This window comes from Pseudomonas sp. R4-84, assembly GCF_054130985.1.
Genome location: NZ_CP096390.1, coordinates 5,305,117 through 5,331,055, shown reverse-complemented (window position 1 = coordinate 5,331,055; position 25,939 = coordinate 5,305,117). Strand labels below are relative to the sequence as shown.

Annotated in this window: 23 protein-coding genes; 7 read left to right on the top strand and 16 right to left on the bottom strand. The window is 60.9% G+C overall.

All coding sequences use genetic code 11. The annotated features are described in order from the left end of the window. Window positions 1–9: 9 nt before the first annotated feature. From M1D68_RS24130 to M1D68_RS24105, 6 genes are all read right to left on the bottom strand, one after another. On the bottom strand, window positions 10–1,251 hold the full coding sequence (locus M1D68_RS24130) for an SfnB family sulfur acquisition oxidoreductase (RefSeq protein WP_457968641.1): 1,242 nt from the start codon (window positions 1,249–1,251) through the stop codon (window positions 10–12). 249 nt (window positions 1,252–1,500) lie between these two features. Next, window positions 1,501–2,262, bottom strand: a complete 762-nt coding sequence (locus tag M1D68_RS24125; protein ID WP_457968640.1) for a hypothetical protein — start codon at window positions 2,260–2,262, stop codon at window positions 1,501–1,503. Between the two features lie 437 nt (window positions 2,263–2,699). Then, window positions 2,700–3,461, bottom strand: coding sequence for an L-cystine ABC transporter ATP-binding protein TcyN (tcyN, locus tag M1D68_RS24120; RefSeq protein WP_420766446.1), 762 nt, complete (start codon window positions 3,459–3,461; stop codon window positions 2,700–2,702). A 3-nt stretch (window positions 3,462–3,464) separates the two neighbouring features. Continuing rightward, on the bottom strand, window positions 3,465–4,130 hold the full coding sequence (tcyL, locus tag M1D68_RS24115) for a cystine ABC transporter permease (protein WP_420766445.1): 666 nt from the start codon (window positions 4,128–4,130) through the stop codon (window positions 3,465–3,467). Then, window positions 4,130–4,930 (bottom strand): cystine ABC transporter substrate-binding protein, encoded by an 801-nt coding sequence (gene tcyJ / locus M1D68_RS24110; protein WP_457968637.1) that lies wholly within the window; start codon window positions 4,928–4,930, stop codon window positions 4,130–4,132. The genes tcyL and tcyJ overlap by 1 nt, the downstream gene beginning before the upstream one ends. 203 nt (window positions 4,931–5,133) lie before the next feature. Further along, window positions 5,134–6,126, bottom strand: coding sequence for a D-cysteine desulfhydrase (locus tag M1D68_RS24105; RefSeq protein WP_457968635.1), 993 nt, complete (start codon window positions 6,124–6,126; stop codon window positions 5,134–5,136). Window positions 6,127–6,515: 389 nt separating this feature from the next. Here M1D68_RS24105 and betT point away from each other — a divergent pair, with 389 nt between their 5' ends. Then, on the top strand, window positions 6,516–8,477 hold the full coding sequence (gene betT, locus M1D68_RS24100) for a choline transporter BetT (RefSeq protein WP_457970795.1): 1,962 nt from the start codon (window positions 6,516–6,518) through the stop codon (window positions 8,475–8,477). A gap of 160 nt (window positions 8,478–8,637) precedes the next feature. Here betT and M1D68_RS24095 read toward each other — a convergent pair whose 3' ends face one another. Beyond that, on the bottom strand, window positions 8,638–9,378 hold the full coding sequence (locus M1D68_RS24095; protein ID WP_457968634.1) for an SDR family oxidoreductase: 741 nt from the start codon (window positions 9,376–9,378) through the stop codon (window positions 8,638–8,640). A 125-nt stretch (window positions 9,379–9,503) separates the two neighbouring features. Between M1D68_RS24095 and M1D68_RS24090 the strand changes: the two genes are divergently transcribed. Both M1D68_RS24090 and mgrA read left to right on the top strand, forming a co-directional pair. Further along, window positions 9,504–10,394 (top strand): LysR family transcriptional regulator, encoded by an 891-nt coding sequence (locus tag M1D68_RS24090; RefSeq protein WP_434561222.1) that lies wholly within the window; start codon window positions 9,504–9,506, stop codon window positions 10,392–10,394. 206 nt (window positions 10,395–10,600) lie between these two features. Next, complete coding sequence (gene mgrA, locus M1D68_RS24085; protein WP_434561220.1) at window positions 10,601–11,638, top strand: L-glyceraldehyde 3-phosphate reductase; 1,038 nt, start codon at window positions 10,601–10,603, stop codon at window positions 11,636–11,638. 186 nt (window positions 11,639–11,824) lie between these two features. Here the strand turns inward: mgrA and tauD are convergent, their stop codons facing one another. The 7 genes from tauD to M1D68_RS24050 all read right to left on the bottom strand — a co-directional run bounded on the left by tauD (window position 11,825) and on the right by M1D68_RS24050 (window position 20,087). Next, window positions 11,825–12,667: a taurine dioxygenase gene (tauD, locus tag M1D68_RS24080; protein ID WP_420766439.1), complete on the bottom strand. Its 843-nt coding sequence runs from the start codon at window positions 12,665–12,667 to the stop codon at window positions 11,825–11,827. Window positions 12,668–12,715: 48 nt separating this feature from the next. Next, entirely contained in the window at window positions 12,716–13,555 is an 840-nt protein-coding gene (gene tauC / locus M1D68_RS24075; RefSeq protein ID WP_457968631.1) for a taurine ABC transporter permease TauC, read from the bottom strand. Next, window positions 13,552–14,346, bottom strand: coding sequence for a taurine ABC transporter ATP-binding subunit (tauB, locus tag M1D68_RS24070; protein ID WP_434608368.1), 795 nt, complete (start codon window positions 14,344–14,346; stop codon window positions 13,552–13,554). Before tauB ends, tauC begins: the two co-directional genes overlap by 4 nt. A gap of 19 nt (window positions 14,347–14,365) precedes the next feature. Next, entirely contained in the window at window positions 14,366–15,343 is a 978-nt protein-coding gene (gene tauA / locus M1D68_RS24065) for a taurine ABC transporter substrate-binding protein (RefSeq protein WP_420766436.1), read from the bottom strand. A 183-nt stretch (window positions 15,344–15,526) separates the two neighbouring features. Next, window positions 15,527–17,110, bottom strand: coding sequence for a glutamate--cysteine ligase (gene gshA, locus M1D68_RS24060; protein ID WP_420766435.1), 1,584 nt, complete (start codon window positions 17,108–17,110; stop codon window positions 15,527–15,529). A 269-nt stretch (window positions 17,111–17,379) separates the two neighbouring features. After that, window positions 17,380–17,763: a PaaI family thioesterase gene (locus M1D68_RS24055; protein ID WP_420766434.1), complete on the bottom strand. Its 384-nt coding sequence runs from the start codon at window positions 17,761–17,763 to the stop codon at window positions 17,380–17,382. Continuing rightward, window positions 17,763–20,087, bottom strand: coding sequence for a Tex family protein (locus M1D68_RS24050; protein WP_457968628.1), 2,325 nt, complete (start codon window positions 20,085–20,087; stop codon window positions 17,763–17,765). The genes M1D68_RS24055 and M1D68_RS24050 overlap by 1 nt, the downstream gene beginning before the upstream one ends. 355 nt (window positions 20,088–20,442) lie before the next feature. Here M1D68_RS24050 and ompR point away from each other — a divergent pair, with 355 nt between their 5' ends. Continuing rightward, complete coding sequence (gene ompR, locus M1D68_RS24045) at window positions 20,443–21,183, top strand: osmolarity response regulator transcription factor OmpR (protein WP_003196691.1); 741 nt, start codon at window positions 20,443–20,445, stop codon at window positions 21,181–21,183. A 111-nt stretch (window positions 21,184–21,294) separates the two neighbouring features. Then, window positions 21,295–22,608: an ATP-binding protein gene (locus M1D68_RS24040; protein ID WP_039592640.1), complete on the top strand. Its 1,314-nt coding sequence runs from the start codon at window positions 21,295–21,297 to the stop codon at window positions 22,606–22,608. A gap of 130 nt (window positions 22,609–22,738) precedes the next feature. On the opposite strand, the gene rimK is transcribed toward M1D68_RS24040, so the two are convergent. Then, window positions 22,739–23,644, bottom strand: a complete 906-nt coding sequence (gene rimK, locus M1D68_RS24035) for a 30S ribosomal protein S6--L-glutamate ligase (protein ID WP_215003541.1) — start codon at window positions 23,642–23,644, stop codon at window positions 22,739–22,741. After that, the gene (gene rimB / locus M1D68_RS24030) at window positions 23,641–24,123 is read right to left on the bottom strand and encodes a retropepsin-like aspartic endopeptidase RimB (RefSeq protein ID WP_039592641.1); all 483 of its coding nucleotides are present in this window, start codon (window positions 24,121–24,123) and stop codon (window positions 23,641–23,643) included. Before rimB ends, rimK begins: the two co-directional genes overlap by 4 nt. A 235-nt stretch (window positions 24,124–24,358) precedes the next feature. Here rimB and M1D68_RS24025 point away from each other — a divergent pair, with 235 nt between their 5' ends. Beyond that, window positions 24,359–24,763 carry an RNA-binding S4 domain-containing protein gene (locus M1D68_RS24025; protein WP_420766432.1) on the top strand — a complete coding sequence of 135 codons (405 nt, stop codon included), beginning with the start codon at window positions 24,359–24,361 and terminating at the stop codon, window positions 24,761–24,763. A gap of 240 nt (window positions 24,764–25,003) precedes the next feature. Then, a complete protein-coding gene (gene hslO, locus M1D68_RS24020) occupies window positions 25,004–25,906 on the top strand; it encodes an Hsp33 family molecular chaperone HslO (RefSeq protein ID WP_420766431.1) in 903 nt (300 codons plus the stop codon). Window positions 25,907–25,939 lie beyond the last annotated feature (33 nt).

The following is a 25,939-nucleotide window of genomic DNA, read 5'->3' as shown; positions in this document are numbered from 1 at the left end:
TCGGGGTCGTCAAATCCAGGAGTGCCGGGCCGGCAAGGTGCCGTTCAGGCGGTAATCGCCGACCGCGTGGTATTTCCAGCGCACGGGGTCGTGCAGGGTGTGGACCCGTGCGTTGCGCCAGTGGCGATCAAGGTTGAATTCAGCGAGGGTGGCGCGGCTGCCGGCCAGCTCGAACAGTTTCTCGCTGGCGTGCAGGGCGATTTCGGTGGTCAGGACCTTGGCTTCGGCGACGGCTATCGAGGCGCGGGCGGCGGACTGTTCGGTGATCGGCGCGGCGTTGACCTGGTCAAGCACCTGCCCGGCCTTGCGCAGCAAAGCCTCGGCGGCGTGCAGTTCGATCTTCAGCTTGCCGACATCGGCGATGACATACAGATCGTCACTGGCCCGCTCGACGTTGGCGTCGATCCAGGGGCGCGAGCGTTTGCGCACGAAGTCGATGGCATCGTCGATGGCGCCGCGGGCGATGCCCAGGTCAATAGCGGCCTGGATCAGTTGCGAAAATGCTCCTTGCACGTTGGGCGTGTCGTTGATGCGCCAGTTGTCCAGTACCAGCTCGGCGTCGACCCGCACATCGTTCAGCAGCACCGTGCCACTGGCCGTGGTGCGCTGGCCGAAGCCCGACCAGTCATCAACGATCCGCAGGCCCGGTGTGCCGCGCCGCACGAACGCCAATACCTGGCGACCCTCCTCATTCAAGGCCTTGACGGCGACCCAATGGGCGAACAGCGCACCGGTGGAATAGAACTTCTGCCCGTTGATGACATAGCCGTCACCGTCGGCCGTGATCCGTGCCTTGAGTTCCAAGGTGTTGCGGGTGCCGCGCTCCGGTCCGGCGTTGCCGATGCGCCAGCCTTCCAGCACGCTTTGGAGAAGCAATCTCTTCTGCCGCTCGGTGCCCGTGGCAAGAATCAGCTGGAGCACGCCGAACTGGTTCTGGGGAATCTGACCAAGGGCCGGATCGGCTGCGCAAATGATTGCAAACACGTCGGCGATCGTGACGCAGGAGACTTGCGGGCCACCGTAATCGCGGGGCACGGCAATGCTGCCGAGCCCGCTGCGGGTGAATTGCTCGATTTCCGACCAGGGCAGCTTGCGTTGCTGGTCGCGACGCGCAGCTTGCTGGCGCGCCAATTGCGCCAGTTCATGGGCAGCTTTGATTGCTTCGGCATCGGTGCGCAGCACCTGCGCCGGCAGCAATGGTGGGGCGATGTCCAGGTCGCTCTGGACCTTTGCCTGTGCCAGATCGGACATCACAGCCACTCCGTGGCTGCACGCAGTGCCTTGGCGCCCTGCATTGGGGTGATTGTGTTCCGTACCATACCCACCTCACATCTCAAGAAACGCCGCGATGAAGCGGCGACCAAAATCAAGAATGTCCGGTGGTCCGGTTTATATACCCTAAACGCGTAGATATTATTTTTGAACTAACTTTTAGGAATAACCATAGGCTGGATGTGATACCGGCGTGGCCTGCCCAGATACGACCACGGAAGAGAAACGTCACGGCGTCCGGCGTCGCGGTTCAGCGGCCACGAGCAGGTCTGTCGGCGGATTCTTCAGATACGGGTTGGCGCAACCGATCTTCAACGTACGCGGCGGAGCCCAGCGGGAATTGTTGCCCACGCGGTCGATGATGCAATAGGTCACTTCCAGACGCAGGTCCTCGCCCGCTTCCATGATGACTTCCGGCGGAACCCAGACGTGGACCGGTTGGCCTACTTCACAAGGCTTGATCCTTGGCAGGTCCATGCGCACGTCGCCCCAACGCACGGTAATCGCATCGTCGGCGGCCATGTTCAGGTAGGGCTCGATCGTCACCGGCACGCCACGTCTGATCTGGTTCGGGTTCACGCCTTGGCGGCGGATGGTTTCCGGGATCCGCACCGGCGCCAGGCTCTGGTTTTCATCACCGGTCAAGGCCGACGGTTGGCCACCGGGGCAGTCCAGCTTGACCTGAACCTGTCGCGCCGCGGACAGCGCCGGTCCGCGTCCGATTTGCATGACGCGGTAGTGGACGCGGGAGGTCCCGTTGACGATGAAACTCTCCGGTACCCGCAGGCAAATGCTTGCGCGCAGGTCCGATTCTGTAAGCAGGCGGGAGCCGACGTAGCAGTTGTCCCAGAATAATTCGACCAGATCCCCCGGATCCATGCCGGGGTAGGGCGCTACAACGACCTCCAGGTGCGCGGCGCTGGTGATATTGATGCCGCTGCTGGCCAAGGTGGGCGCGGGCAACTCAGGGGTATGCGACGTACATGTCATGGGTGTTCTCCTTGATGTCTAAACGCACTACGTTCCGGAAATATCGAAGACGTGAATAATTGCCGCGTTACTTGGTTTTAGGATGCTCGTTGATTTTTTGTTGAAGATAAGTAAAGCGCTTCGCCTGTTTGCGTCTAGATAAAGGTTGGAGAGTTTCAGTGTCAATAGAAGCGCTTGCGCAAAAGTTGATAATGTCAGGCTTCAGAAATGTCCTACGCATTGCTGTTAAGAATACGTTGTTCTGGTCGTACTTTTCCTCGGGCGTTGGGGTTCGAGGCTTTGCAGAGTGCGGATAGGCTGATCTCAGTCGAGGCGCGACTGGATAACTTTCTAACTTGGCTGGATAAGTAAAGGCGGGAAGTTCACGTTTGGCTTTGAATGAGGGATGTTGCAAGTTGTCTTACTTCCATCCTTGGAAGTAACGACATTGTGCTGCTTTAGTGCGTGCCGTGTCCGGCTGAGAGGAACTTGCTGAGGAACTGTCGGGTACGCTCTTCTTTCGGTGCTTCAAACAATGCCTTGGCTTCGCCTTGTTCAACGATCACGCCTTTGTCGAAGAACACCACGCGGTTTGCCACATCCCGGGCGAAGCCCATCTCGTGGGTCACGATGACCATGGTGCGTTTTTCTTCGGCCAAGCCACGAATGGTTGCCAATACTTCACCCACCAGTTCCGGGTCGAGGGCCGAGGTGGGCTCGTCGAAGAGGATCACCGCCGGTTCCATCGCCAGCGCCCGGGCGATTGCCACGCGCTGTTGCTGGCCACCGGACAGGCGCCTTGGATAGGCGTTTTCCTTGCCGGCCAAGCCGACTTTCGCCAACAGTTTGCGACCCAGCGCTTCGGCGTCGGCACGGGGCGTCTTTTTCACCACGATCGGGCCTTCGGTGACGTTCTCCAGCGCGGTGCGGTGGGGGAACAGATTGAAGTTCTGGAACACGAAACCGACCTGCTGGCGCAAACGACGCACCAGGCCCTGCTGCTGGTTCAAAGGGCGACTGCCATCGATCTCGATGTCGCCGACCTTGATCCGACCGCTGCTGGGCTCTTCGAGGAAATTCAGGCAGCGCAGGAAGGTCGTCTTGCCCGAACCGCTGGGGCCGATGATCGCAACCACTTCGCCTTCTTCGATCTTCAAGTCGATGCCGTTGAGCACCACCTGGCCCTTGAACTGCTTTGTCAGTTTTTCCACGACAATCATGGGTCAGGACTCCTGGTCGTGCCGATTGACCCGAGCTTCCAATACGTTCTGCAAATGCGAAAGCACGGTGGCGAGAACCCAGTAGATCAGCGCGGCGGCAAGATACATGGTGAAGATTTCGAAGGTACGGGCGGTGATCAATTGCGCCTGACGGAACAGCTCCGGCACCTGGATAGTCGCCGCCAGCGCGGTGTCCTTGACCAGGGAGATGAAGCTGTTGCCCAGCGGCGGCAGGGCCGTACGCGCGGCTTGCGGCAAAATGGCCCGACGCAGAGTCTGGGCACGGGTCATCCCGATGCTCGCCGCCGCTTCCCACTGGCCGCGCTCGATGGAGCTGATGGCGGCCCGCAGGATCTCACAGGCATAGGCCGCCATGTTCAGCGAGAAACCGATCAGCGCCGCTGGAAGCGGGTCCAGCTCGACCCCCAGCTGCGGCAACCCGTAATAGATCAGGAATAACTGCACGAGCAACGGCGTGCCGCGAAAGAACGACACGTAGGCGCGGGCTATCCAGTTGACCACCTTGAGACGAGACAGGCGCATCAGCGCCAGGCCGAACCCCAGCAACAAGCCGAAGAACATCCCGCCCAGGCTGAGGATGACGGTGTAATACGCGCCCTTGAGCAGGAAGGGCGCGGAGTCCAACGCGAGTTGAAGAGCTGCTTCCATTATTGGGTAACGTCAGCGTTGAAATATTTTTCCGACAGTTTTTTCAGCGTGCCGTCGGCGCGCAGTTTTTCTATGGCTTTGTTCACGGCGGCCAACAACTCAGGCTCGCCTTTGCGCAGGGCGATACCGGCCTCCTGGCGAGAGAAGGCTTCGCCGGCGGCGGTCGTGTCCTCGGCTTTCTTGGCGTATTCCAGCGCGGCGAGGCGGTCGATCAGGATGGCGTCGATGCGGCCAACGCGCAGGTCCTGGAACTTGCTCGGGTCATCTTCGTAAGTGCGTACATCGGCGGTAGGCACGTTGGCCTTGACCCACTGTTCGTAGTTGGTGCCCAAGCCAACGCCGACTTTTTTACCGCCCAGGTCAGCGGCTTTCTTGATGTTCAGCTCGTCGGCTTTCTTCTTCAGGACCAGCGCTTGAATGCCGGAAACAGTGTACGGCTCCGAGAAGTCGTATTTCTTCTTGCGTTCTTCAGAAATGGTCACCTGATTGACCACAGCGTCCAGGCGCTTGGATTCCAGTGCCGCGAGGATGCCTGCCCATGGGGTGGTCTGCAGCTTGACCTTCACACCCAGCTCCTTGGCCAGGGCTTCGGAAAATTCCACTTCGAAACCGGTCAGCTTGCCGTCGGCGTCAACGAAGCTGAACGGTGGGTACGTGCCTTCCAGGCCGATCTTGATTTCACCAGCGTCCTTGATGTTTTGCAGTTGCTCACCGGCAACCGCTTGCCCCAGCAGGCCGGCGCCCAGTACCAGGCCCAGCGAACCCACCAGCAGGTTGCGACGTAATGCGGAAAGATTCATGACAAGCCCCTGTGTTTTCTTAGAAGACATCGTTTGGATGGAAAGGCGTCGCCGCGCTCCGAAAAGATTGCCACATCCTGCCTTAAAGCAGCCAAGACGTCTCGCGGCAAATGCGCCTGCGGCGAGACTATAGGGTGGCTTTTATAGGTTGGAAAATAATATTAAATCCTCCCTATATAACCACATGGATTGTTCTCTGGACCTCAATACCTCGCGTTGTAGGCAAACAATGCCGGCGCACCACCGGTGTGAAGGAAGATGATCGGGCCCTCGTCGAAGCGGTCGCGACCAATGCCGTCGAGCAGGCCCGCCATGGCCTTGCCGGTGTAGACCGGGTCGAGCAAAAGCCCTTCCTGGCTCGCCAGTAGCTTGACCGCCGCCAGCGTGCCGGCGCTGGGTTCGCCGTAGCGGGGAGCAAAGTATTCATCCCACAGGTTCACTTTGAAGGCTTGCGGGACGGCGACATCCAACAGCTGCGCCGTGCGTTCGGCCAGGCCCTGGACCTTGGGGAATTGATCTTCTTCGCTACGGGAAACCGTCACGCCAATGACCGGAAGCGCGGGCAGGCTTTCGCTCAAGGCCAGCGCCAGGCCGCTGTGGGTTCCGGCACTGCCCGAGGCCAGCACGACGGCGGCGAAATCGATACCGGTGTCCTTGATCTGTTCGGCCAGCTCCAGCCCAGCACGGACATATCCCAGTGCGCCGAGGGCGTTCGAACCGCCAATCGGCACCAGGTAGGGTTTTCTCCCGTTGCTGCGCAGGCGGCCAGCGAGGGCCTGCAATTGTTCGTCGGCGTTATCCAGGTTATCCACCAATTCGACTTTCGCGTCGAACAGGTCAAGCAGCAGTCGATTGCCGTTACCCAGGTAATTGCTGTCGTCGGTGCCGATGGGGTTTTCCAGCAGCGCCACGCAACCCAGGCCCAGCCTGGCGGCCAAGGCAGCCGTCTGGCGGACATGGTTGGACTGGATCGCGCCCGCGGTGATGAGGGTGTCGGCACCTTGGGCCAACGCGTCGGCGCCCAGGTATTCAAGCTTGCGCAGCTTGTTGCCGCCCAGTGCCAAGGGCGTCAGGTCGTCGCGCTTGATGTAGACCTCGCGGCCGAGCCATTGGGAGAGGCGTTCAAGTTTTTCCAGCGGTGTCGGATGACCGAGCAGGTCGAGACGATGAAAGCGGGACAGCTGTTCTTTGATCATGAGTCCGTACTGGTTGTAGGCGATGTCGGACTATAGGCATGTGGATATTCGGGCGGCAACCAGCAATCTTCGACCCGGCGTGAATGGAGATGAAGAAGGGTTTGTAAGCTTCCACAGGGTTCGAGGCAACACTGAACGAATGCGCGCCAGGCAACGTCATACCCAGCCATAGGCTAGTGTATGAAACGTGCCATTTAGCCCGGCGATTAGTCTCTAGTTCCCTATTCATGTTTAACTTGAACGTTCATTCAAGTTAAACCATTGGTTTGCTGCCCGCTCACAACAGGAGGCTTGCCTTTGCCGAGTCCGTTTGTACACATCGCTGCTTCGCTTCGCGAGGTGCTCTGTCGATGAGCACTTCGTCCCTCCCACCCAGCGGCCTGGTCCGCATGAATCCGCCAGTGTTTTATTTCTCGGCGACCTTCATCCTGCTGTTCGGCCTGGTTGTCATCACGCTGCCCAAGCAGGCCGGCGCGTGGCTTCTGGCGGCCCAGAACTGGGCGGCCAACACGGTCGGTTGGTATTACTTGCTGGCGATGACCCTGTATCTGATTTTCGTGGTAGTCACTGCATTGTCCGGCTACGGCAAGATCAAGCTCGGAGCCGACCACGACGAACCCGAGTTCAGTTACCTGTCCTGGGCCGGCATGCTGTTCGCCGCCGGGATCAGCATCACGTTGTTCTTCTTTTGCGTTTCGGAGCCGCTGACCCATCTGGTCCAGCCCCCCCAAGGGGAGGCCGGCACCGCCGATGCGGCGCGCCAGGCCATGCAGATCCTTTTCCTGCACTGGGGCTTGCACGGCTGGGGCGTCTTTGCATTCGTCGGCATGGCCCTGGCGTACTTCGCCTACCGGCACAATTTGCCGTTGGCCTTGCGGTCGGCGTTGTACCCGCTGATCGGCAAGCGCATCAATGGCCCGATCGGTTATGCAGTGGACGGCTTCGGCATCATCGCGACCGTGTTCGGCCTGGGCGCGGACATGGGGTTTGGAGTGCTGCACCTCAATTCCGGGCTGGATTACCTGTTCGGCATCGCCCACACGCAGTGGATCCAGGTTGGCCTGATCGTACTGATGATGGGGGCGGCAATCATCGTCGCCGTGGCGGGTGTCGATAAAGGTGTGCGGGTCATGTCCGACATCAACATGCTGCTGGCCTGCGCGCTGTTGCTGTTCGTGCTGTTTGCCGGGCCGACGCAGCACCTGCTCAACACGCTGATTCAGAATTTGGGGGACTACCTCGGCGCGCTGCCGATGAAAAGTTTCGACCTGTACGCCTACAACGAGCCCAGTGACTGGCTGGGCGGCTGGACCGTTTTCTACTGGGCGTGGTGGATCGCCTGGTCGCCGTTCGTGGGGCTGTTTATCGCACGGATTTCCCGTGGCCGTACGATCCGCGAATTCGTGTTTGGCGTGCTTTTGATTCCACTGGGTTTCACCCTGGCGTGGATGTCGATCTTCGGCAACAGTGCCCTCGACCAGGTACTGAACCATGGCATGAGTGCCTTGGGCATGTCCGCCCTGGAAAACCCGTCGATGAGCCTTTATCTGCTGCTGGAAACCTATCCGTGGAGCAAGACGGTGATCGCGGTCACGGTGTTTATCAGCTTCGTGTTTTTTGTCACGTCCGCCGATTCAGGCACCGTGGTGCTTTCGACGTTGTCTGCCAAGGGTGGCAGCCCCGATGAAGACGGGCCGAAATGGCTGCGTGTGTTCTGGGGAGCGATGACCGCCCTGGTGACCAGTGCCTTGCTGTTCTCCGGCAGTATCGATGCGCTCAAGTCAGCGGTGGTGCTGACGTCGTTGCCGTTCTCCATGATTCTTTTGCTGATGATGTGGGGGCTGCACAAAGCGTTCTATCTCGAATCCCAGAAGCAGATTGCGCAATTGCATTCCCTCGCGCCGGTGGCGGGATCTCGCCGGGGCACGGGCGGCTGGCGCCAGCGTCTGAGCCAGGCGGTGCATTTCCCTTCCCGGGACGAGGTGTACCGTTTCCTGGACACCACGGTGCGCCCTGCCATTGAAGAAGTGAAAGCGGTGTTCGCTGAAAAAGGCCTGGCGGTGATGACCCAGCCAGACCCGGCCAACGACAGCGTCAGCCTGGAGATCGGCCACGGCGAGCAGCATCCGTTCATCTACCAGGTGCAGATGCGCGGCTACTTCACGCCGTCCTTCGCCCGGGGCGGCATGGGCTCCAAGCAAATCAACAACCGGCGTTACTACCGTGCCGAGGTACACCTGAGCGAAGGCAGCCAGGATTACGACCTGGTGGGCTACTCCAAGGAGCAGGTCATCAACGACATCCTCGATCAGTACGAGCGGCACATGCAGTTCTTGCATCTGGTGCGCTGAGCTAAGCCCAAGGACGGCGTCAACGAGCTTAGGGTCTGGCACCACCGGCCCCATCGCGAGCAGGCTCGCTCCCACAGGTCAAGGATTCCCTTGTGGGAGCGAGCTTGCTCCGGGCGGCGATCCGACGAAAGTGGTTTGACTTGGGGTTCAGATCGCAGCCTCAGACCAGCCCACCATTGGCCCGCAGGATCTGCCCGTTCACCCAGCCGGCAGCCGGGCTGACCAGGAAAGACACGATGCTGGCAATGTCTTCCGGCTGGCCGAGGCGCTCCAAGGGCGGCATCTTCGCGTAGTGCTGCACCTGCTCTTCGCTTTTGCCGTGCATGAACAGCTCGGTGGCGACCGGCCCCGGGGCCACGGCATTGACCGTGATCTGGCGGCCGCGCAGTTCCTTGGCAAACACCTGGGTCAGCGACTCCACCGCGGCCTTGCTGGCGATGTACACCGAATAGCCAGGCAGGTTCAGGCCCACGGTGCTGCTGGAAAAATTCACGATTCGGCCGCCGTCGTTCAGCCGGGTCGCGGCTTCGCGCAAGGTGTTGAACGTGCCCCGGGTATTGATTGCAAACGTGCGGTCGAACAGCTCATCGCTGTGCTGTGCCAAGGGCATGACCTGGAGGATGCCTGCGTTGTTGATCAACACATCGACCTTGCCCAGCTGTGCTTCGACTTCATCGAACATCCGGCTGACATCGGCGGCAACCGACACGTCGGCCTTCACCGCTATGGCCTGGTGACCGGCCTGGCGCAACTGCACGACCAGCCTGGAGGCTTCGGTGGCACTGCTGGCGAAGTTGACGGCGACGGCGAAACCGTCAGTGGCCAGTTGCTTGGCAATCTCAGCACCGATGCCGCGCGAGGCGCCGGTGACAATGGCAACTTTGGAGTTTGGAACAGTCATGGCAAGAATCCCCTGAGATGTCGTGGTAGGTTGAAGCCAGATTCACATGTTTACTCTTGGCGATAAATGCAAGAAAGTTGCCTTGACTGTTCAATATCTCTCAACAATCAGGGCGCAGGATTCCGATGGATCAGGTCAAGGCCATGCGGGTATTTGTCCGCATATACGAGCGCAGCAGTTTCACCCTGGCCGCTGAAGATTTGAGCATGCCCCGGGCGACGCTGACCCACACGCTCAATCAGTTCGAGGCCTGGTTGGGGGTGCGTTTGCTGGAGCGCAGCACCCGCAAGGTACGCCCGACCCTTGATGGCGAAGCCTATTACCCGCGATGCGTGCAGTTGCTGGCCGAGCTGGAGGAAGCCGAACTGGCGTTTCGCGGCGTGGCGCCCAAAGGCAAGCTGAGGGTGGACCTACACGGAACCCAGGCGCGATATTTCGTGATCCCGGCGCTGCCGCAATTCATGGCTCGCTACCCCGAAATAGAATTGTTCATCAGCGAGGCGGATCGTTTCGTCGACCTGATTGCCGAAGGCGTTGATTGCGTCGTGCGTTCCGGCACGTTGGCGGATTCGTCATTGATTGGCCGGCGCGTCGCCAATCTTCGGCAGATCACTTGCGCCAGTCCTGCTTACCTTCGCCGGCACGGTGAGCCGAAAAGCCTCGCGGATCTGAAACATCACAAAGCGGTGAATTACGTCTCGCGCAGTACCGGCAAGCTGTATCCGTTCGAGTTCATGGTCGAGGGCGAACTCAAGGAAGTGCCGATCGGGGGCACGTTGTCAGTGTCCGGCGCGGAAATCTACGCCGCGTCGGCCATCGCCGGGATGGGCCTGATCCAATGCCCGCATTACCGGATGGAGGAGCCGATCCGGCAGGGTCTGATCCAGGAAGTCCTCGCCGCGACTCCACCACCTTCCATGCCAGTGTCGGTGCTCTATCCGCACAACCGACACATGTCGCCACGGGTGCGAGTGTTCGTGGATTGGGTGGCCCAGGTGTTTGCGCAGGCGCGTTAAGGCTAGGCTATCGGGTCTCTGTGGGAGCGAGCTTGCTCGCGATGAGGCCATACCTGTCGATGATTTGTTGGCAGATCCACCGCTATCGTCGGATCGCCGCCCGGAGCAAGCTCGCTCCACACCTGCCATGCGAACTTTCGGCCTGACCGATGCGTCTGTGAAATGTTAGCTTCTGCCACTCGCCGTTCGCACAGAGAGCCTTTTCGATGACCTACACCGCTGCGCAAAACCGCTACGAGTCCATTCCCTATCGCCGCGTCGGGCGCAGCGGGCTGGTGCTTCCGGCCCTGTCACTCGGCTTGTGGCACAACTTCGGCGACAGTACGCCGATCGATACTCAGCGAGCCTTGCTGCGCACGGCATTCGACCTGGGCATCAACCATTTCGACCTCGCCAACAACTACGGCCCGCCCTACGGCAGCGCCGAAATCAATTTCGGTCGGCTGTTGCGTGAAGATTTCAAGCAGTACCGCGATGAACTGATCATCTCCAGCAAGGCCGGCTGGGACATGTGGCCCGGCCCTTATGGACAGGGCGGCGGTTCGCGCAAATACGTGCTCGCCAGCCTCGACCAGAGCCTGCAACGCTTGGGCGTGGATTACGTGGACATTTTCTACTCCCACCGTTTCGATCCCGACACGCCACTGGAGGAAACAGCCAGCGCCCTCGCCACAGCCGTTCAACAGGGCAAGGCTTTGTACATAGGCATCTCTTCGTATTCGGGCGTGAAGACCCGGGAAATGGCCGCGCTGCTCAAGGAATGGAAAGTCCCGCTGCTGATCCACCAGCCGGCCTACAACCTGCTCAATCGCTGGGTGGAAAAAGACCTGCTGGACGCTACCGAGGAACTCGGCACGGGCGTCATCGCTTTCACGCCGCTGGCCCAGGGACTGCTGACCGACAAGTATCTCAAGGGCATTCCGGCCGATGCGCGGGTGAATCGTCCGGGCGGTGGCTCGTTGCAAGCGTCGCATCTGTCGGATGAAAATATCGCCCACGTCCGCGCCCTCAACGAAATCGCCCAGCGTCGCGGCCAAAGCCTGGCTCAAATGGCCCTGGCCTGGACGCTGCGCGACCCACGTGTCACCTCGGCCCTGATCGGCGCGAGCCGGCCGGAGCAGATCGTCGAGAACGTCGGGGCGTTGCAGAACCTCAACTTCAGCGCCGAAGAACTGGCCGAGATCGACCGGTTTGCCCAGGAGGGTGGGATTAACCTGTGGGAGAAGCCTTCGACGGCGGAGTAACACCGAACACCCCTGTGGCGAGGGAGCTTGCTCCCGCTGGGCCGCGAAGCGGCCCCAAACCCATTCAACGCTGCGTGTCAGGAAAAGCAGTGGGACAGGTTTTGCGACTGCTGCGCAGTCGAGCGGGAGCAAGCTCCCTCGCCACGGGGATATGCGTTACCCCGGAAAACCATTCGGGCAAGGCACTCACCTGAAAAACGGCACATCCCCCAACACCGTCGCCCGGTGCATCACGCGCCGGGCGGGACGGTAGTCGTCCACGGCGAAATGCTGGGTCACGCGGTTATCCCAGAACGCCACGTCGTTGGCCTGCCAGCGCCAACGAACGGTGAACTCCGGTCGGGTGGCGTGGGCGAACAGCAGTTTCAGGATCGCCTCGCTTTCGGTTTCCGATAGCTCGTTGATTCGGGTGGTAAAGCCTTCGTTGACGAACAGCGAGCGGCGGCCACTCACTGGATGAGTACGTATTACTGGATGGGACAACGGCGGGTTCTTGCGCCGAGCTTCCTCCCAACGCACCAGGTCTTCAGGCGAGTTGCCGAAGCGCTCCAGCGGAAATGAACGGGTGAAATCGTGGGTCGCTGTCAGACCTTCCAGCAAACTTTTCAACGGCGCCGACAACGCTTCGTAGGCTGCAATGCCGCTGGCCCACAACGTGTCGCCGCCAAACGCCGGCAGCAGCTTGGCGCTGAGCACCGCGCCCAGGGCGGGTGTCGGCAAGAAGGTCACGTCGGTGTGCCACACCGCGTTATCGCGAACGTCGGTGACGGCGGTGTCGAGCACCAGCACTTCAGGCTGCTCCGGTATGTTGGGGTAGATCGGATGGATGTGCAGGTCACCGAAATACGCCGCGAAACGTGCCTGTTGCGGTGGTTCGATCGGCTGGTCGCGGAAAAACAGTACCTGATGTTCCAGCAATGCCTGCTCGACGAAATCCCGGTCTTGCGGACTCAGCGGTTGGCTGATATCGATCCCGTTGATCTGCGCGCCGAGGGCAATGCTTAAAGGGGTAATGGTCGGGCGGCTCATTTTGATTCTCTCGGATGGGCGCCGAATGGTCGGCGTGGTCATTGCGTATCAGTGAGCCTGGCCGTGCCATGGCACCAGTTTGCGTTGCAGGGCGCGCAGGCCCATCTCCATGGCGAAGGCGATCACTGCGATCACCAGGATTCCCAGAACCACGACATCGGTGACCAGGAATTGCGCCGCCGACTGCACCATGAATCCCAGGCCGCTTGTGGCTGCGATCAGTTCAGCGGCGACCAGCGTCGACCACCCCACGCCCAGGCCGATGCGAATGCCGGTAAGAATGTCGGGCAAGGCGCTGGGTACGATCACATGACGAATCAATTGCGTCCGCGAGGCGCCCAGGGACTGCGCGGCGCGCAATCTGGCCGGGTCGACGGTGCGCACGCCGGTGGCCGTAGCGATGGCGATCGGGGCGAAGATCGCCAGGTAGATCAGCAGGACTTTCGACAGCTCGCCGATGCCGCACCAGATCACGATCAGCGGCAAGTAAGCCAGGGGAGGGATCGGCCGATAGAACTCGATCAGCGGATCGAGCACGCCACGGGCAATACGATTGGCGCCGATGGCGATGCCCACCGGCACCGCTGTCAGCACCGCGAACAACAGGCCCAGGCCAATCCGGCCGAGGCTTGCGCCCAGGTGTTGCCAGAGTGTCGAGTCCATGTAGCCGCTGGTTGCCAGCAGCCAACACTTCTGCAGCACGGCGGAGGGCGGCGGCAGGAACAGCGGTTCGATCAGCCCGGTGGCGGTGATCGCCCACCAGAGAAACAGCAACACCACCAATGTCAGGCCGCTGATCCAGCGTGTGCTCAGCCTGCGTCGAGCGGGTGCGGCCGCGTGCGAATTCACGGCATCGCCGGACACGGCTGGAATTTCATAGCTGCTCATGCGCGCTCCTGTTGTCGAGTGGCGCTGCGTTGGGAAAACACTCTGGCGAGCACGTGCTCGCGGGTCTCGATGAAGCGTGGATCGGACTTGATCGACCGGGCCGATTCGCCAGCGCCGTAGCGGTGGCCGAAATCCAGGCTCAGCCGCTCGACGATCCGCCCGGGATCGGGCGCCAGCAAAATCAGATCGGTCGCCAGGAACACGGCTTCTTCGATGTCGTGGGTAATCAGGAACACCGGTTTGGCGGTGCGCTGCCAGACCTGCAGCAGCAGTTCCTGCATCTGCTCGCGGGTGAAGGCGTCCAGGGCTCCGAACGGTTCGTCCATCAACAGTACCCGTGGATCGGCCGCCAGCGCGCGGGCCAGGCCGACGCGTTGCTTCTGACCGCCAGACAGCTGCCAGACGCGACGCTTTTCGAACCCGGCCAGGTCCACCAAGGCAAGCATTTCCCGGGCGCGAGCCTCGCGTTTTTCTCTCGCGACCCCGGCCAGTTCCAGGCCAAACCCGACGTTTGCCAGCACGTCCTGCCAAGGCAGCAACGCATCGTCCTGGAACACCACGCCACGTTCGGCGCCCGGGCCTGACACTGGCACGCCGTCCAAGGTGATTTGCCCGGCGCTGGGCTCGACGAACCCGGCAATCAGGTTCAGCAACGACGTCTTGCCACTGCCGGATGGCCCGAGGGCGACCAGCAACTGCTGTGGACCCAGGGTCAACGAAATATCCGCCAGTACCGGTTTCGTGGCGCCGGGGTACTGTGCGCTGATGCGCTCCAGCTGTAGCAAGGCCATCTCGGTGTCTCCTTTTTGATCAGCGAGTGATGTATTTGGCGCTGACGTACGGTGCGTAATCCGGCAGTACGGCTTCGACCTTGCCTTGCTCCTTGAGGAACGCGGCGGTGTTGGTTATCGCCTGGGTGGTTGGGGCGCCGAGGCTCAGCACCTGGTCTGCGGCCAGGGGGAATACGTTGCCTTGCAACAACAGCGGGATATCGCTGGCCTTGGCCCCGGATAGCTTCACCAGCTTGTCGATGTTGGACGCATCGGCCAGCCAGGCTTGTGGGTCCTTGCGGTATTGGGCGTAGGCATCCAGGGTGACTTTTGCGAAAGCCGTGACGATTTCAGGGTGCTGCTGGGCGAAGTCCTTGCGCACGATCCATGCGTCGAAGGTCGGTGCGCCAAATTGCGCCAGTTCCGCAGAGGTAATCAGCACCTTGCCGTTTTCCTTGGCCACGCCCAGGGCTGGGTCCCAGACGTAGGTGGCGTCGATGTCGCCGCGTTTCCACGCCGCGATGATGGCCGGTGGGGCGAGGTTGAGCACGGTGACTTTCGATGGGTCGATATTCCAGTGTTTCAGCGCGGCGAGCAGGCTGTAATGGCCGGTGGAAACAAACGGCACGGCGATCTTCTTGCCGATCAGGTCTTGCGGGGTCTTGATGCCGGAGCCGTCACGGGCCACCAAGGCTTCGGCGGCGCCGATCTGCGTCGCGATGAGGAATGTTTCTACTGGCACCTTACGAGTGATCGCGGCGGTCAGCGGGCTGGAGCCGAGGTAGCCTATCTGCACATCGCCCGAGGCGATGGCGGCGATGATATCGGCGCCGTTGTCGAACTTGCGCCAGGCGATCTTGGCCTGGGTGGCTTTTTCATACGCTCCATCGGCTTGGGCCACTTTCGCCGGGTCCACGGTGGTCTGGTAGGCGACGGTCAGGTCGGTTGCCTGTGCGAAAAAACTCGCCGCGGCCAGGGAGGCGGCTGCGAGAAGGCGAAGGGGGAAACTCAAAGACATGGTAAAGCTCCTCAACAAGCCGCCGGAGAGTCGGCGTTGGAGGAGACTAAATGATCTAATAACTCTAAAATAAATAACTTTTTCGCATTAGCTTATCTGCGAAAAAGTCTATCGAGAAGCCACGAAACCCCTGTGGCAAGGAAGCAAGCTCCCTCGCCACAGAGTGTTCTTGCCAGCGGCGAATCAGTTACTGATCGCTAGAATGCTCGCCTGGTACGACCCCACGAACACGTCGAAATCACCCACTTCGTTCTGCTCCAACTCGGTTTGCTGGACCAGGGATCGCCGAGCATTTTCCTCGAAGGCAATTATTTCATCGGCCGACAGTGGCTCTGCGCGGAAAAACTCGGCGTGGGCCTTGCTCTGGCGCAGGGAGAACTGGGCGAAGCTTTCCTTGTGTTCGGCCATGGCCGCCAGTACCCGGGCGGATGGCGTGAGGGATGGGTCGCGGACTTTTGCCAGTTGGGCGTCCAGCGCCTGGCGGTGGTCATCACCACCTTGGCTTTGGTCGAGCAGTGCCGCCAGCGGGGCGATCTTGTCCAGCAATTCCAGGGCCCAGGCTTGCATGTCCACCGATTCACCCTGGCGCTGCAATTGCAGGCCTGGCTTGCGGCCTTCCTTGACCACCGTCAGGAAGTTGCTGGTGGCGTTGCTGCACTCGTTGTTTTCCAATTGCGGGCTGTCGTCGAGGCCGCAATACAAGAGGAACGCATCGAGGAACCGCGATTCGGTCAGGTCGATGCCCATCGGCAAGAACGGGTTGATGTCCAGGCAACGTACTTCGACGTACTGGATGCCACGGGCCATCAGCGCCTGGATCGGTCGCTCCCCGGTGTAGGTCACGCGCTTGGGGCGGATGTTGGAGTAGTACTCGTTTTCGATCTGCAGGATGTTGGTGTTGAGCTGCACCCATTCGCCGTTCTGGTGAGTGCCAATCTCGACATACGGCGCATACGGCGTTGCCACAGCCTTGCGCAGGCTATCGGTGTAGCTTGCCAGGTCGTTGTAGCAAGGCGTCAGGCCGGCCTGGGCGTTGCTCTGGTAACCCAGGTCGCTCATGCGCAGGCTGGTGGCATAGGGCAGGTACAAGGTGTCCGGGTCCAATTGTTCCAGCTGATGCGGTCGGCCACGCAGGAAACCGGCGTCGAGGGCCGGCGAGGCGCCGAACAGGTACATCAATAGCCAGCTGTAGCGCCGGAAATTGCGGATCAGGGCGATATAGGCCGACGACTGGAAATCCCGGTCGCTCAGATCGCTGGCTTCGTCCTGGCGCAGCAGGGGCCAGAGCTTTTCCGGCAGGGAAAAGTTGTAGTGGATCCCGGCGATGCATTGCATGGTCTTGCCGTAACGCAGGGCCAGACCCTTGCGATAGACATACTTGAGCCGACCGATGTTCGAGGTGCCGTAATAGGCGATCGGAATCTCCTCCTCAGCCGGCAGCGGACACGGCATCGAAGGGCTCCACAGGTATTCGTCGCCGAGCTTGCTGTAGACAAACCGGTGGATCCTGTCGAGGCTGCGCAGGGTATCAGCCGGGTTGGCCAGGGCCGGCGTGATGAATTCCAGCAGCGACTCGGAATAGTCGGTGGTGATCTGTTCGTTGGTCAGCGCCGAGCCCAGGGCTTGCGGGTGCGGCGTCTGCGCCAGGCGCCCGTTGTCGGTGACACGCAGGCATTCACGTTCGATACCGTGCAGGCACTGCTCGAGCAGGGAGAGGTTGGCGCGCTCGCCGAGCAGGGCCAGGCGGCGGTTTAAAAGGTCGCTCAAGTTGAATTCCTTCACGCGTCAGTCGCCCCAATATGGGGGTGGGCAAGACGGTCTACAAGGGTGAAGTTAAAACTGGCGTTTTCGCCTGGTTTACATACGGTCAAAGAAGATCGCCGCCGTCCCTCGTGGGAGCGAGCTTGCTCGCGATAGCGGTATATCAGTCAACTAAATGTGACAGGTCCATCGCCATCGCGAGCAAGCTCGCTCCCACAGGAAAGCCCGACACCGCATTCGTGGCGTCGAAATTAACTCAAATCGATGACCAGGAGCTATAGGACAGCGAACGTGCCTTGCGCTTTTGCGACCAGCTTGTCGCCTTGCATCACATCGGCCTCGACCACCAATGTGCGCCGGCCCGGGTGGATGACCCGGGCGGTGCACAACACCTCGCCGTCGGACACGGCGCGGATGTAGTTGATCTTGCATTCGATGGTCGCAGACTGCTGGTCGAAGCCATGGACACTGGAGCAGGCCAGGCCCATGGCGATGTCCACCAGGCTGAACAGCGCGCCACCGTGCAGCTTGCCGCCGCGATTCCGCAACTCGGGGGCCAGATCCAGGGTGACTTGCGCCACCCCGTCCCCAAGGCTGTGCAAACGGCAGCCGAGCAGCTTGAAAAACGCGCTCTCCACCAACCCGGCTGGCGCGTCCATCAGCGTTTCTTCAATTGCTTGGCGTTGGCGAACAGCGAGGCCATGGCGTTGTTCGCCGGGGCCGCCGTGGCGGTTTCCTTGCGGGGCGCGGTGTTCTGCGACTGGCGTGGGGCGGCGCCTGGGCGAGCACCGCGGGCACCGTCGACCTTCTCACCCGGCGTGTCACTCATGCGCATCGACAGGCCAACGCGTTTGCGCGGGATATCGACTTCCATGACCTTCACTTTCACCACGTCGCCGGCCTTCACGGCTTCGCGCGGGTCCTTGATGAATTTTTCCGACAGTGCCGAGATGTGTACCAGGCCGTCCTGGTGCACGCCGATATCAACGAACGCGCCGAAGTTGGTCACGTTGGTGACCACGCCTTCGAGGATCATGCCCGGTTGCAAGTCCTTGAGGTCTTCGACGCCTTCCTGGAATTCGGCGGTCTTGAATTCCGGACGCGGGTCGCGGCCCGGCTTCTCCAGCTCTTGCAGAATGTCGGTCACGGTGGGCAGGCCGAAGGTTTCGTCGGTGAATTTCTTCGGGTCCAGGCGCTTGAGGAACGCGGCGTCGCCGATCAGCGAGCGGATGTCGCGGTCGGTCTGGGCGGCGATGCGTTGCACCAGCGGATAGGCTTCCGGGTGGACCGCCGAGGAGTCGAGCGGGTTGTCGCCGTTCATGACGCGCAGGAAGCCGGCGGCTTGTTCGAAGGTTTTTTCACCCAGGCGCGGGACTTTCTTCAACGCGGCGCGGGTCTTGAACGCGCCATGTTCATCACGGTGGGTGACAATGTTCTGCGCGAGTGTCGCGTTCAGGCCGGAAATCCGCGCCAGCAGTGCCACCGAAGCGGTGTTCACGTCCACACCCACGGCGTTCACGCAATCCTCCACCACGGCATCCAGGCCACGGGCCAGTTTCAGTTGGGACACGTCGTGCTGGTATTGACCGACACCGATGGATTTCGGATCGATCTTCACCAGTTCCGCCAGTGGATCCTGCAGGCGACGGGCGATCGACACCGCGCCACGGATCGACACGTCCAGGTCCGGGAATTCCTTCGAAGCCAGTTCCGACGCCGAATAAACAGAAGCACCGGCTTCGGAGACCATGACCTTGGTCATTTTCATGGCCGGGTATTTCTTGATCAGTTCCGCTGCCAGCTTGTCGGTCTCGCGGCTGGCGGTGCCGTTGCCGATAGCGATCAGGTCCACCGAATGCTTGGCGCACAGGGCGGCGAGCACCGCGAGGGTCTGGTCCCATTTGTTGTGCGGCACGTGCGGGTAGACCGTGGCGTGGTCCAGCAACTTACCGGTTGAATCGACGACCGCTACCTTGCAACCGGTGCGCAGGCCCGGGTCCAGGCCCAGGGTGGCGCGGGGGCCGGCCGGCGCGGCCAACAGCAGGTCGTGCAGGTTGTGGGCGAATACGTTGATCGCCTCGGTCTCGGCGTTATCGCGCAACTCACCGAGCAAGTCGGTTTCCAGGTGGGTATAGAGCTTGACCTTCCAGGTCCAGCGCACCACCTCGGCCAGCCATTTGTCGGCGGCGCGGTTCTGGTTCTGGATGCCGAATTGCTGGGCGATCATGCCTTCGCACGGGTGCATGGTGCCGGGCAGTTCTTCGCCGACCTTCAGCGCGGAGCTGAGAATGCCTTCGTTGCGGCCACGGAAAATCGCCAGGGCACGGTGGGACGGCATGCTCTTGAGCGGTTCGTCGTGCTCGAAGTAGTCGCGGAACTTGGCGCCTTCCTCCTCTTTGCCGGCGATGACGCGGGCGCTGAGGGTCGCCTCCTGCTTGAGGAAGTTACGCAGCTTTTCCAGCAGGTTGGCGTCTTCAGCGAAACGCTCCATGAGGATGTACTTGGCGCCTTCCAGCGCGGCCTTTACGTCCGCCACGCCTTTTTCCGCATCGATAAAACACGCGGCTTCGGTTTCCGGGGCGAGGGTCGGGTTGTTGAACAGGCCGTCGGCCAGCTCGCCGAGGCCGGCTTCCAGGGCGATCTGGCCCTTGGTGCGGCGCTTTTGCTTGTAGGGCAGGTACAAGTCTTCGAGGCGGGTCTTGGTGTCGGCCAGCTTGATGTCGCGTTCGAGTTGCGGGGTCAGCTTGCCCTGCTCCTGGATGCTCGCCAGGATGCTGATGCGCCGTTCGTCGAGTTCACGCAGGTAGCGCAGGCGCTCTTCCAGATGACGCAATTGAGTGTCATCGAGGCTGCCTGTCACTTCTTTCCGGTAACGGGCGATGAAAGGGACCGTGGAGCCTTCATCGAGTAGCGCGACGGCCGCTTCGACCTGTTGTGGGCGGACGCCGAGTTCCTCGGCGATGCGGCTGTTGATGCTGTCCATAAAACCACCTGACAAATTGTGAAATCAGGCTCGCCACCGCAGAAGCCGGGCTCGGCGAGACTGGTTGAGCGGCCTGGCGTGCGCCGCTGCCTGGGTCAAAAGGCTGCCTGTTGACCCGTGAAATCAAAAAAATGCTGCCTGGCCAGGGGAAAAAGTGTTTCGCCGGTGTAACGATCCGGCCCTGTCCTGGCACAAAGGCCGCGCATTATAACCAGCGTTCCACCGTTAGGGTGCGTCGCGCCCGTGGGCTTGATCAGCGGATTGCTGGAGATAGGCGAAAAATCTGCTAACAATGCACACGGTACGCACAACGGCAGCTAGGCCATAATGCGCGCCGAGATCAAAGGAGCTTCCTATGAGCAGCACCGCACAAACTGCTGAAGGCGAAAAAATTCTGATTGTTGACGACGATCCAGGGCTGAGCAGCCTGCTGGAGCGCTTTTTCGTCAGCAAGGGTTACCGAGCCCGCACTGTACCGAACACGGAGCAAATGGACCGTCTGTTGGCCCGTGAGGTTTTCAACCTCGTCGTCCTCGACCTGATGCTGCCCGGTGAAGACGGCTTGACCGCCTGTCGTCGCCTGCGCGGCGCGAACAACCAGATCCCGATCATCATGCTGACCGCCAAGGGCGACGAGCTGAGCCGTATCAAGGGCCTTGAACTGGGCGCCGACGATTACCTGGCCAAGCCGTTCAATCCGGACGAGCTGATGGCGCGGGTCAAGGCGGTCTTGCGTCGCCAGTCGGCGCCGGTGCCGGGCGCGCCGGGCAGCGAAGACGAAAGCGTCACCTTCGGCGACTATGAACTGTCGCTGGCCACCCGCGAGCTCAAGCGCGGCGACGAGGTACACATGCTCACCACCGGTGAGTTCGCGGTCCTCAAGGCTCTGGTGATGAACGCTCGCCAGCCGCTGACCCGAGACAAGCTGATGAACCTGGCCCGTGGCCGGGAATGGGATGCGCTGGAGCGTTCCATCGACGTGCAGATTTCCCGCTTGCGCCGGATGATCGAGCCGGATCCATCCAAGCCGCGTTATATCCAGACCGTCTGGGGCGTAGGCTACGTATTCGTGCCGGATGGCGCCGCCAGCAAGTGATCGGCGATTTGTAGGAGCGGGAAGCCTGGTTGATTGAAGTCTTTTCCAGGCGACTCGCGGTCCGTCATTGTGCGAGCATCGCTCGCTCCTGCAAGTGTGTAGCGGCTATTCATGAAAACCCCCGTTTGGTTCCCCCAGAGTTTTTTTTCCCGCACCCTCTGGCTGGTGCTCATCGTCGTGCTTTTTTCCAAGGCGCTGACGTTGGTCTACCTGCTGATGAACGAAGACGTGCTGGTGGACCGCCAATACAGTCACGGCGTTGCCTTGACATTGCGGGCCTACTGGGCGGCCGACGAAACCAATCGAGCAAAGATTGCCGAGGCGGCAACATTGATCCGGGTGGTCGGAGCCGGCGTGCCGGAAGGCGAGCAGCACTGGCCATACAGCGAGATCTATCAGCGGCAGATGCAGGCCGAGTTGGGCGCCGACACCGAGGTGCGATTGCGCATGCACTCGCCGCCGGCATTGTGGGTGCGCGCTCCAAGCCTTGGGGATGGTTGGCTGAAGGTTCCGCTGTACCCCCATCCATTGCGGGGCCAGAAGATCTGGAACGTGCTGGGCTGGTTCCTGGCGATCGGCCTGCTTTCGACGGCTTCGGCGTGGATCTTCGTCAGCCAGCTCAACCAACCGCTCAAACGCCTCGTGTACGCCGCCCGGCAATTGGGCCAGGGGCGTAGTGTACGGTTGCCGATCAGCGATACGCCCAGCGAGATGACCGAGGTGTACCGCGCCTTCAACCAGATGGCCGAGGATGTCGAGCAGGCCGGACGCGAGCGTGAGCTGATGCTTGCAGGGGTCTCCCATGACTTGCGCACACCCCTGACCCGGTTGCGTCTTTCCCTGGAACTGATGGGCGAGCACACCGACCTGACGGATGAAATGGTCCGTGATATCGAAGACATGGACGCGATTCTTGACCAGTTCCTGGCATTCATTCGCGACGGTCGTGATGAGTCGGTGGAAGAAGTCGATCTCAGCGACCTGGTTCGGGAGGTGGCTGCACCCTATAACCAGAACGAAGAGAAGGTCCACCTGCGCCTGGAGCCGATCCAGCCGTTCCCGCTACGTCGCGTATCGATGAAGCGCCTGCTGAACAACCTGATCGGCAACGCCCTGAACCATGCAGGCACCGGTGTGGAAGTGGCCGCCTACGTTTCGGGCGATACCAGCGCGCCCTACGTCGTGCTGAGCGTCATGGACCGAGGCGCCGGCATCGATCCGTCGGAATTGGAGGCCATTTTCAATCCGTTCACCCGAGGCGATCGCGCCCGGGGGGGAAAGGGCACGGGACTGGGCCTGGCGATCGTCAAGCGCATCGCCTCGATGCACGGCGGCAACGTCGAGCTGCGCAATCGCGTGGGCGGCGGACTGGAAGCGCGGGTGCGGCTGCCGTTGGGCTTGATGTTGCCTCGGGATGCGGTGTAGCGGAATCGCTCGGAAGGCGCAAAACCTGTGGGAGCGAGCTTGCTCGCGATGCGGTGGCTCAGCCAAATTTATGTTGGCTGACACACCGTCATCGCGAGCAAGCTCGCTCCCACAGTAATTTATAAATGGATTACCCCTTGCCCTTGGTCCGGGTCATGTTCGGCCCGCCATTCTTTTCCAAGTGCTCGATGATGATCCCTGCCACGTTCTTGCTGGTGGTGGTCTCGATGCCTTCCAGGCCTGGCGAGGAGTTGACTTCCATCACCAGCGGTCCGTGATTGGAGCGCAGGATGTCCACGCCAGCCACCGCCAGCCCCATGACCTTGGCTGCCCGCAGGGCGGTCATGCGCTCTTCCGGCGTGATCTTGATCAGGCTTGCGCTGCCGCCGCGATGCAGGTTGGAGCGAAACTCCCCTGGCTTGGCCTGGCGCTTCATCGACGCGATTACTTTGTCGCCGACCACGAAGCAACGAATGTCCGCGCCCCCGGCTTCCTTGATGTATTCCTGGACCATGATGTTCTGCTTCAGGCCCATGAATGCTTCGATCACCGACTCCGCCGCCGTTGCGGTTTCGCACAGCACCACGCCAATGCCCTGGGTGCCCTCCAATACCTTGATAACCAGAGGCGCGCCATTGACCATGGCGATCAGGTCGGGAATGTCATCTGGAGAGTGGGCGAAGCCGGTCACGGGCAAGCCGATGCCACGCCGAGACAGCAGTTGGAGCGAGCGCAGCTTGTCTCGCGAGCGGGCAATCGCAACGGACTCATTGAGGGGATACACCCCCATCATTTCGAACTGGCGCAATACCGCGCAACCGTAGAAGGTCACCGACGCGCCGATACGCGGGATCACCGCATCGAAGCCTTCCAGCGGCTTGCCGCGGTAATGGATTTGCGGTTTGTGGCTGGCAATGTTCATGTAGGCGCGCAGGGTATCGATCACCACCATTTCATGGCCACGCTCGGTCCCGGCCTCGACCAGGCGGCGGGTGGAATACAGACGCGGGTTTCGCGACAGCACAGCGATCTTCATGCAACACCTGTGGCAGAGGTAGTGGATACCGGGAATGCCGGCTTGTCTTGAACGTATTTGATGCCTGGATTGACCACCAACTGGCCGTCGATCAAGGCCTTGGAACCCAGCAACAGGCGATAACGCATGGATTTGCGGCAGGCGAGGGTGAATTCGACCCGCCAGAACCGATCGCCCAACGCCAGCGTGGTGCTGATCACATAGCGGACCTGGGCGTGGCCGTTGGAGCTCTTGATGGTCTTGCGCGCCACCAAGGGTGCTTCGCAGCGGCGATGGCGCAGTTGCACGACGGTGCCGAGGTGCGCGGTGAAGCGCACCCATTTTTCGCCGTCACGCTCGAATGGCTCGATGTCGGTGGCGTGCAGGCTCGAGGTGCTGGCGCCGGTGTCGATTTTTGCCCGTAGCCCGGCGACTCCCAGATCAGGGAGCGCCACCCACTCGCGCAGACCGACAACGGTCAGATGGTCGAAAGTCTTCAATAAAAACAACCTGAAATTGGCGCATCGGATTGCGGGCCCCGCGAATCGCGGTATTCACGCAGAATAATCACAAAATGACGACAGTTATCTACGTACTTGTTTGCATGTGTAACCGATGCCGACGCATGCCATGCGGACAGGCGGTTCGGCGGGCATTCTATCCGTCGGGACGGATTCGTGCGCCCGACAAAAACGGTAGTACAGTTCCAGCCATAGGTTAGAAAGAGGAATCCAAGTGGCACAAAAAAGCGAAGAGGATGACAAGGTCCGTCTCGATAAATGGTTGTGGGCGGCACGATTCTATAAAACCCGTGCCTTGGCCAAGGCTGCCATTGAAAGCGGCAAGGTCCATCACCGGGGCGAACGATGCAAGCCTGGCAAAGAGCCACGTATCGGTGATGAATACGTCATTCGAACAGGCTTCGACGAAAAAACGGTGGTCGTCGAAGCTTTGTCCATCGTGCGTCGCGGCGCGCCGCAGGCTCAAACGCTATACCGCGAGACCGAAGCCAGCGTCGCCAAGCGCGAAGCGGCAGCCGCCCAACGCAAGGCCGGTGCCCTGGGTGTGAGCACCGATGGCAAGCCCAGCAAGAAACAACGGCGAGACCTGTTCAAGTTCCATGGCAGCAACAGCGAGTAAAGCATCGGCACACCGGTAACCTGGCGAGGGAGCTTGCTCCCGCTGGGCTGCGTAGCGGCCCCAGAATCTTGCGGTCGCTACGCAACCGAGCGGGAGCAAGCTCCCTCGCCACAACAGCGCTGCACATGCAGATAGATGCTCAGTCTTCCCACAAAGCAAAATCATGGCTTGCTTGGAACCCATCCTGAATGCCCATAAAATGCCAGCCATCCATTGCCATCACCTCAGAACCAGACTCCTATGACTGATTTACCGGATACCGACTACACCCAACGTTTCATCTTCGATGACAGCGACGCCCGTGGCGAGCTGGTAGCGTTGGAGCGTAGCTACGCCGAAGTCCTCGCCAAGCACCCCTATCCGGAGCCGGTCGCGCAGTTGCTCGGCGAGTTGATGGCCGCCGCGGCGCTGCTGGTGGGTACCTTGAAATTCGATGGCTTGTTGATTCTCCAGGCCCGCTCCGAAGGCCCGGTGCCATTGTTGATGATCGAGTGTTCGAGCGAGCGTGAGATCCGAGGCCTGGCCCGTTATCACGCCGAGCAGATCGCCCCCGACGCGACACTCTCCGACCTGATGCCCAATGGCGTTTTGGCCCTGACGGTCGACCCGAGCCATGGCAAGCGCTACCAAGGCATTGTCGATCTCGACGGCGCAACGCTGGCCGAGTGCTTCACCAACTACTTCGTCATGTCCCAGCAGACCAACACACGCTTCTGGCTGTACGCCGACGGGCGGCGTGCCCGCGGCCTGCTGTTGCAGCAATTGCCGGCCGACCGCATTCGTGATTCGGAAGAACGTGATGCCAGCTGGCAACACGTCACCGCTCTCGCCAGCACCTTGAGCGCCGATGAGCTGCTGGGCCTGGACAACGAAACCATCCTGCATCGCCTCTATCACGAAGAACAGGTTCGCCTGTTCGAAGGCCAGCCGTTACGCTTCAAATGCAGTTGCTCCCGTGAACGTTCCGGCAATGCGTTGGTCAGTCTGGGTCTGGAAGATGCGCAGCAATTGGTGATCGAGCATGGCGGCGCCATCGAAATCGATTGCCAGTTTTGCAATGAGCGCTACCTGTTCGATGCCGCGGACATCGCCCAATTGTTCGCCGGTGCGGGTGTCGACACACCGTCAGATACTCGTCACTAAATCGGTTCAGCGCAGGTAAATCTCCTGGCAAAC